The following is a 7,601-nucleotide window of genomic DNA, read 5'->3' as shown; positions in this document are numbered from 1 at the left end:
CTGGAGACGACCCCCGAAGCCTTTGGCTATGACACGCCCCTGTGGACTTGTGCCTTGCTCGCCGAGGTGTTGGCCGAGCGCTTTGGCGTTGAGGTCGGTGGGCCACGATCAATGTCCATTTACATCGTCTGGGCCTGAGCGTGCAGAAGCCGACCTATCGCGCCACGGAACAAGACCCCGAGGCCGTCGAGCGCTTCGTCAACGAGACCTTCCCCAAGCTGCAACGCTTCGCCCAAGCCATCGGAGCGGACATCGTCTTCGAAGACGAGGCCGGCGTTGACCTGCGTGAACGCGCCGGCACGACCTGGGGCGCGCGGGGAGAGCCCGAGCGTCGCCGTGACCGCTCGGCGTGGACACCTCAACATCCTCTCGACGCTCAGCGCGCAAGGGGAGCTGCGCTATCACGTCACCGAGGGGCGCATCAACTCCGAGGTCACCATCGACTTTCTCAAACAGCTCCTCAAGGGACGCACCCGTCCCCTGATCCTCGTGGTCGATGGTGCTTCCTTTCACCGTTCTAAAAAGGTGCGTATCTTCATCGCACAACACCGTCATCGCATCCGCCTCAAAGTCCTCCCGGCCTATACCCCGGAGCGCAATCCCGACGAACATGTCTGGGAAGAACTCAAGGACAAAACGCTTGGGCGACAAGTCATCAAAAACAAACGCGACCTCAAGCAGCGTGTGCACAGCGCACTGCGCTCGTTACAGAAACGCACGCACCGGATTCTATCGTTCTTCCAGCTGCCTGAAACGCAATATGAGCCGAATTCTAATGTCCGGCTAATGTCCGGATATCTCATTAAGTGGCCATACCTGTATTCGCATCCGGGAGTTGTCACGGCCACCCCCTGAAGAGCCGGCCGTGAACGAGGAACCGGCGGCTGACGAAGCAATGGCGGATCCGGCGCCGAAAAACCCTCGAAGGATGCGGCTCTAGGTGGCGATTGATCTTACAGATAAACAAACGGAAGTCCTGGGCGCTGAAGGGCACTTGCTGGTGCAGGGCGGTCCTGGTTCCGGTAAAACAACCGTATCCATCCTAAAGGCGGGGAAGATTGTCGAGGAAGGGCTCAAGAGTGGACAGCGCGTCTTATTCCTGAGTTTTGCGCGCGCTACCGTCTCAAGGATTCTGGAGGCCCTCGATGACGAAGACGAGATTGCCCGTGAGATTAAACGTCAGATAGAAGTCGATACCTATCACGCCTTCTTTTGGCGGCTTATTAAGACACACGGATATTTGCTGGGTATGCCGCGTCGTCTCGGCATTCTGACACCACCCAATGAAGCTGTAGCCCTGTCTGAAATAAGGAATGAATAAAAATCGGATGACAGATTAAGCCAAGAGGAATGTGAGGAGAAAAAGCAACGTGAGTGTGCCGAACGGCGACGCCTAGCTGTTGAAGAGGGCTTGGTCTGTTTTGATCTCTTTGCTGAGATGGCCGGAGAACTGCTTCACAGAAGCAACAAAATCAGGAGTCTTATCTCCAATGCCTATCCCGTCATCATACTCGACGAATTTCAGGATACTGCGCCTGATCAGTGGCGAGTCATCCAGGCGTTGGGGTGTGATAGCCAGCTCTTAGCGTTTGCCGACCCGGAACAAAGGATCTTCGATTTTATCGGCGCAGACCCCGAACGGCTCCAGCATTTCGAGGAAGCGTTCGGGCCGCTAAAGTTCGATCTCAGTGGTGAGAACCACCGCAGCAAGGGAACCGATCTCGCCCACTTTGGTAACGATATCCTAAAGGGAAAGTTCACGAAGAAGAACTATGACAGCGTCTATTTTGACGTGTCCGATGCCAATCTGAACCAATCGGTTACTAAATTAGCCACCGAGACCTTGCGGGCGCGAAAACGGCTGATCGAAGATGGGCCGAAAGACTGGTCACTGGCGATCCTCGTCCCGACGAAACGCATGACCCGCGTCGTTTCAGACACGTTTCGGGAACCTCCTGGTGGTCTACCGAAGATTGAGCACAATGCTGCTGTCGATATGGCAGGGGCGATCCTTGCTGCCGAGATCATCGCCTACATGCTGCAAAGCCACGGGGAACGGGGTGATGTTGCCGAGTTCGTCAATTTGATTTGCAGCTACTTTCGAGGCAGAGGTGGCGATACGCCTTCAAAAACCAGCCTTCAGGAAGCAGCACGGATATTTGCAGCTTTCCAAAAAGCAGTTGAATGTAGTGGGGCAGGCAAAGCTGTCCCAAAGAAAAGTATTTTTTCGCCAATCGAAGAAGCCTATGAGGCATCGCATGACCTCGTGCTGACGGGTGAACCTGATAGTGACTGGACAACTATACGTAAGCATTTGGATGCTATTGCCTGTAAGCGGCTCAGAGAAATTGCCGCTGAAGTCCGCAATATCCGTCTTCTTGATCGAGGGACGCAGCTTCGCAAAGCCCTGTCGCAAAACTGGCGGGACACAGGACGATATTCTGCCGCTTTAGAGATTGTCCACCAGGCTTTCGTTCAGGAGCATTTCTCGACCAACACGAAGCCGGAATCTGGCGTCGTCGTCATGAACATGCACAAAGCCAAGGGCAAGCAATTTGACGAGGTGATCATATTTGAAGGCTGGCCTCGGATCGCTAATGGCAAGATCGTGGCAAATCCTGACCGGATTGTACGCGGTAATACGCGTGACAACGTCGATGATCAAACTCGTCAGAATTTTCGTGTCAGCATAACTCGTGCTAAGCGAAGAACAACTATACTTACGCCGAAAGTGGGCCCATGCGTTCTCTTAATACGTCAAGATGAAGACTAGAGACGGCCAATGAACAGATGAGAAAATATTAGTACCTTTAATCGCATGAACCCATGCAGAAGCAGGAATAGCAAAAAGGAGTAAGATGCCCCACAATAATCGCGTAGACGCCGACGCATTTTTCGTTCGCGCCGCTCACTACGAATGCGCGGGTTACGCGTGGCGTTATACCGGTCGGGAACGCTACGGATTGGATAGCGGCCAGGCCGAGACCAACCGTGACTGACAGCTCTTGGTCGTGACCGGTCCCTCGGTCGCTGGCCGGTGGGCGGCCGGTATTAGGCTCGAAGAGTCACTCACTTGCGGTCGATGGGCGACGGCTCCTGGCCGTCCAGAGTCGCTCACAGGGTTGACCGCGACAGGCCGCAGTGCGTCTGGAACGGTCACCCGGGACGAGGCGCCGAGCGGCAGGTCCAGGTCGTGCGTGACCGGTTCGTCGGTGACCGGTATCAGGTTCTATGTGAAGCTTCACATCACAGGATGCAGCGGACGCCGATCACAGCGAGGCCGATGACCGTCGATGAAGCCAGACTCGCTGGGCTGGGCTGGCTCGCCTCTAGTGATCCGAGTGGGTCGAGACCGGACCTTCCGCCGCCTCTCAGCCGATGGCATTTTATATTCAATAAAAGATCACCAAGAGCGTTCCGCAAATTGGCCATGTTCCTGCGCTGTGAGCAGCCGCCTGCGCGGCGCGATGAGGATGCGCACTGGGCAAGGTCACCGTAAATCGTGTGCAACCCGCGCTGGAGGCGGCTGCGACAGCGCCGCCGTGGGCCTCGACGATGGACTTGACGATGGCCAAGCCGAGCCCGGTGCCGGACCCCGCCGTTTCGCCCCGGCGACTACGGGCCGGATCGGCACGGTAGAAGCGCTCGAACAGACGGGCAGCCTGCTCCGCCGATAAGAGTGGCCCGGGGTTCTCCACGAGGATCCGCACGCCCCGTCCGTCGTCCTCGAGCCGCACGCGCACCTGCTGCCCGGCGCCCGTGTGGCGGATGGCATTGCTCAGGAGGTTGCTCAAGGCCCGGCGCAACATCAAAGGGTCGGCCCGCGCGCAGGCACTGCCGGTCAAGCGCAGCGAGACGCCGCGCTCCTCGGCCCAGGCATCGAAATAGTCGAACAGATCCCACACCTGGGCCGCGAGGTCCAGGACATCGGCGGTCGGGTGCAGCAGGCCGTGGTCCGCACGGGCGAGAAAGAGCATGTCGCCGATCATCTGGCCCATGCGCTCGTACTCTTCGAGGCTCGAATACAGCACCTCGCGATACTGATCGGCGTCGCGCGCGGCATTGAGCGCGACCTGGGTCTGAAGTGTGAGATTGGAGATGGGCGTGCGCAACTCGTGGGCGATGTCCGCGGAGACATCCGACAGGCGCTGGAAGCTGTCCTGCAGGCGCGCGAGCATGGCGTTGAAGGCGACCACCAACGACTTGATCTCTGGCGGCACCCGCGTCTCCGGCAGGCGTGCACCGAGCCGGCTCGCATCCAGGTCCGCAGCCAAGGCCGTGATGCGTCGCAGCGGACGCAGACCCGCATGCGTGACGGCCCAACCCAAGGCGGCGGCGGCCGCCGCAGCCAGCAGCATGGCCAGCACCAGGATGCGCCGAAATTCAGCCATGAAGGCTTGGTGATGGCTGATGTCGAGACCGATGGCGACGGTATCGGGCGGCGGCTCGGTCATGCCCGCCGTCCTCGCGTCCCGCGTCTGCAGAGGCACTCCGACAGGGACGCGGGCGATCAGTCCGCGAAAGGCGCGCGGGCCCTCGTCCCAACGCACCCAGAGGATGTCCTCCGGTTGCCCCGAGCCGCTGCGCTCCGACGAGGTCGCGGGAGGAAGCTGCCCGCGCGCACTGACGAAGCGAACCCCGCCGTCAGACGCCTGCACACGCAACGCCAATCCCGGATGGCCGACTAGCGCGGCCTCCAAGTCCGCCGGCAGGCTCGCCAGTGCCGCAGGTGTCGTGGCCCTGCCGAGTAGGTTGCGCACCAAGGCGAGCTTGCCGGCGATCTCGTGGTGATCGAGTTCGCGGAAATGCAGCGCGACCGCGCGCTCCAACGTCCACCCTAGGCCGAGCAGCAAAGCAACGGTCGAGACCGCGAACAAGAGGCTCAGCCGGACGGTGAGGGACGGCGGCTTCACTCCGGCGTATCCAGCACGTAGCCCATGCCGCGCACGGTCTGGATCAAACGGGGCTCGAAGCCTTCATCGACCTTCAGGCGCAGCCGGCGCACGGCGACATCGACCACGTTGGTATCGCTGTCGAAGTTCATGTCCCACACCGACGAGGCGATCAGCGAGCGCGGCAGAACCTCCCCGCGACGGCGCATGAACAACTCCAGCAGTGCATATTCCTTGGCCGTCAGCTCGATGCGTCGACCGCCGCGCAGCACGCGACGGCGCAGCAGGTCCAGGTCCAACTCCAAATCGGCCACGCGCAGGACGGTCGGCTCGCTCGCCGACCGGCCGCGCCGCAAGAGGGTCCGCACCCGCGCCAACAGCTCGGCGAAGGCAAAGGGCTTGATCAGATAGTCGTCGGCGCCGAGTTCCAGTCCCTTCACGCGGTCGTCCACTTGGTCGCGCGCCGTGAGGAACAACACTGGCAGGTCCGGATCCTTGCGCCGCACGCCGGAAAGAACCTGCCAGCCGTCCAAACCCGGCAGCATGACGTCCAAGACCAGCAGATCATAGTCCCCGCCAGCGGCCAGATGCAGACCGTCAAAGCCCTCGCGCGCCAGATCGACGATGAAGCCCGCCTCGGTCAATCCCTGGCGCAGATAATCACCCGTCTTGGGCTCGTCCTCGACGATCAGAATCTTCATCGCTGTCCTCGGCGTGGTTGCGCTGGCGCGGGCAGTGGATGCAAATTCGTATCCAACCCATCGTCAGACGACGAAAATGACGCATTTGTCATCGTACGGTTAGGATGGGGTCAGGGCCGCGACGGATAATCGTGTAGAGGAAAGGATCCTCGCATCCACCTCGATCCCGGCCGGTTCCGGCTCGGGCACCGACGATTCATGGCGGGCTGACCCGGTTGCACACCGTCGCGAGACCAGGCGCCGCGCCCGCCGCACGGCCGACCGCAACCGGAGAGAGTCCCATGAAAACCACGACCGGCGTCCTGCTTGCACTCGCCCTCGCAACCCCCGCACTCGCGCATGACGATGCCACGCTGGACGCGATGCCGTCCCCGAGCGGCGGTCAGATCCGCACGGCCGGACCCTATCATTTCGAGCTGGTGCTCGGCGACAACGAGGTCAGCCTCTATCTCACCGACCACGCCGATACACCCGTGCCGAGCGAGGGCGTCGGCGGCAACGTGATCCTCATGAGCGGCGAGCGCGTGACGATCGCCGTCGCCCCGACAGGCGCCAACAGACTCGCAGGCCTTGGCACCTTCGAAAAGCGTCCGGACATGAAGGCGATCACGTCGCTGACCTTCCCGGACGGCAACACCTGGCAGGCCCGTTTCACACCGGGCACCCGCGTGGGAGCGGACCATTCCTCAGCCGTCGATCCAGCGACGGACGGCGACGACCACGCCGATCATCATCACTGATCGCGAAGCAACCTGGCGCACCACCCCTTCGCTGGATTCCGCCCACAGGGTGCCGCCGTGCAGATCGACGATCTTTGGCGTCCCGACTGGTTTAAATCACTCGGCCCCGGTGCAATTGCCCCAGCCGCGCGAAGGAGTGCCCAGCCTGACTTCGAGGCACACACCCTGATCGCATACCGGTTCCCACGCTGGTTTGCATACTGGCATGCTTCTGAAGCTGCGGCGGCACGGGGGCAAGAGTCCACCAAGGGGGAAATGAGCGGCGCTGAGGCGCTTCATCCATCTCACCAACTGTCAATTGCGCCACTGCGTGAAGACGTAGTCTCGGTCTGCGACATTCTCGTGGCAGCTGAAGCAGCCGGCGCCACCATCATTCACCATGCGCTCGGTGCGGCTGTCGCCCTGCCAAGCCTCGAAGCCCCAACCGCCCGTTTCGGGATACTGACTGCTGTCCTTCAACATGACGCCAAGCAGGACTCGCTCGCCCTCAGTCGAGGCGTTGTCGGCGGTGTCGTATTCCAACAGGTCGAAGGCGAAGGCCGCGCCGTCGGAATAGCTGCCGCTTGTAAGCCCGTTGCGGGCAGCAGCGTTGGCATAGACGTGGTGAATGCCCTGGAACGGTTCGGCCAGCGGGTGTCCAGGATGGATGACCATGGACTTGACATGGGTCCAGTCCCGGTAGTCTTGGGGATACGCGGGCAACTCGACCGCCACGGCGGTACTGAGGCCCAAGGTGGCGATCAAGAAGGCTGCGATGACGCAGATAGCGATGCGGGTGGTGGACATGTCAGAACTCCAAACGTAGATGGGTGAGCATATAGTATCGGATCGATACTAATCGTACTCTAGCCGGTAAAAGAGGTCTGTCAAGATTGTTTCGACAAAAAACGACTTGTCGCGCTAGACTCGCGTTATGGCCCTTGAAGACATCCTGGAACGCCTCTGCAACCTACTCCGCAGCGAGGCCTGGGCGGCCAGCGCGAAAGTCGACCTGCAGCCCATCCACCTACATACTTTGCGGTATCTCGCCGTTTGTAACCGCTACTCGGACACGCCACTTGCGGTGGCCGATTTCCTCGGCCAGACCAAGGGCTCTGTGTCGCAGAGTCTAAAGCTGCTTGCTGGAAAAGGGCTTGTGGCCAAACAGTCCGATGCAGCGGACCGGCGCGTGGTGCACCTGACACCCACAACTGCGGCCCTGGATCTGTTGGCACTGACGACGCGGGAGCAGCGAAGTAGCCAGGCCGTGGCGGACCTCGACGAGACGG

Annotated in this window: 8 protein-coding genes and 1 pseudogene; 6 read left to right on the top strand and 3 right to left on the bottom strand. The window is 60.7% G+C overall.

What is annotated here, in order from left to right; genetic code table 11:
- Window positions 1-107: 107 nt before the first annotated feature.
- From AC54T3_RS16875 to AC54T3_RS16860, 4 genes and pseudogenes are all read left to right on the top strand, one after another.
- Window positions 108-197 (top strand): annotated as a pseudogene (locus AC54T3_RS16875) (helix-turn-helix domain-containing protein); the annotation flags it as partial.
- 79 nt (window positions 198-276) lie between these two features.
- The gene (locus AC54T3_RS16870) at window positions 277-855 is read left to right on the top strand and encodes an IS630 family transposase (protein WP_496626477.1); all 579 of its coding nucleotides are present in this window, start codon (window positions 277-279) and stop codon (window positions 853-855) included.
- 85 nt (window positions 856-940) lie between these two features.
- Window positions 941-1,321 carry a UvrD-helicase domain-containing protein gene (locus tag AC54T3_RS16865; protein WP_496626476.1) on the top strand — a complete coding sequence of 127 codons (381 nt, stop codon included), beginning with the start codon at window positions 941-943 and terminating at the stop codon, window positions 1,319-1,321.
- 90 nt (window positions 1,322-1,411) lie between these two features.
- On the top strand, window positions 1,412-2,773 hold the full coding sequence (locus AC54T3_RS16860; RefSeq protein ID WP_496626475.1) for a UvrD-helicase domain-containing protein: 1,362 nt from the start codon (window positions 1,412-1,414) through the stop codon (window positions 2,771-2,773).
- Between the two features lie 619 nt (window positions 2,774-3,392).
- Here the strand turns inward: AC54T3_RS16860 and AC54T3_RS16855 are convergent.
- Together AC54T3_RS16855 and AC54T3_RS16850 are read right to left on the bottom strand one after the other, a co-directional pair.
- Window positions 3,393-4,913 carry a heavy metal sensor histidine kinase gene (locus AC54T3_RS16855; RefSeq protein ID WP_496626474.1) on the bottom strand — a complete coding sequence of 507 codons (1,521 nt, stop codon included), beginning with the start codon at window positions 4,911-4,913 and terminating at the stop codon, window positions 3,393-3,395.
- Window positions 4,910-5,593, bottom strand: coding sequence for a heavy metal response regulator transcription factor (locus tag AC54T3_RS16850; protein ID WP_496626473.1), 684 nt, complete (start codon window positions 5,591-5,593; stop codon window positions 4,910-4,912). Before AC54T3_RS16850 ends, AC54T3_RS16855 begins: the two co-directional genes overlap by 4 nt.
- Before the next feature lie 281 nt (window positions 5,594-5,874).
- On the opposite strand from AC54T3_RS16850, the gene AC54T3_RS16845 reads away from it, so the two are divergent.
- The gene (locus tag AC54T3_RS16845; protein ID WP_496626472.1) at window positions 5,875-6,333 is read left to right on the top strand and encodes a hypothetical protein; all 459 of its coding nucleotides are present in this window, start codon (window positions 5,875-5,877) and stop codon (window positions 6,331-6,333) included.
- A gap of 294 nt (window positions 6,334-6,627) precedes the next feature.
- Here the strand turns inward: AC54T3_RS16845 and AC54T3_RS16840 are convergent, their stop codons facing one another.
- Window positions 6,628-7,119, bottom strand: coding sequence for a cytochrome P460 family protein (locus tag AC54T3_RS16840; RefSeq protein ID WP_496626471.1), 492 nt, complete (start codon window positions 7,117-7,119; stop codon window positions 6,628-6,630).
- 127 nt (window positions 7,120-7,246) lie between these two features.
- Between AC54T3_RS16840 and AC54T3_RS16835 the strand changes: the two genes are divergently transcribed.
- Window positions 7,247-7,601 (top strand): MarR family winged helix-turn-helix transcriptional regulator (locus AC54T3_RS16835; RefSeq protein WP_496626470.1); only part of this gene is annotated, 355 nt, incomplete at its 3' end.

The organism is Halochromatium sp. NSM3 (assembly GCF_059621085.1).
The sequence above is the reverse complement of the archived record's forward strand: the minus strand, read 5'-3'. Positions and strand labels throughout refer to the sequence as shown.

Excerpts from the sequence above, each read along its gene's own strand:
- AC54T3_RS16840 (WP_496626471.1), bottom strand. The coding sequence starts at position 7,119 with ATGTCCACCACCCGCATCGCTATCTGCGTCATCGCAGCCTTCTTGATC.
- AC54T3_RS16850 (WP_496626473.1), bottom strand. The coding sequence starts at position 5,593 with ATGAAGATTCTGATCGTCGAGGACGAGCCCAAGACGGGTGATTATCTG.
- AC54T3_RS16845 (WP_496626472.1), top strand. The coding sequence starts at position 5,875 with ATGAAAACCACGACCGGCGTCCTGCTTGCACTCGCCCTCGCAACCCCC.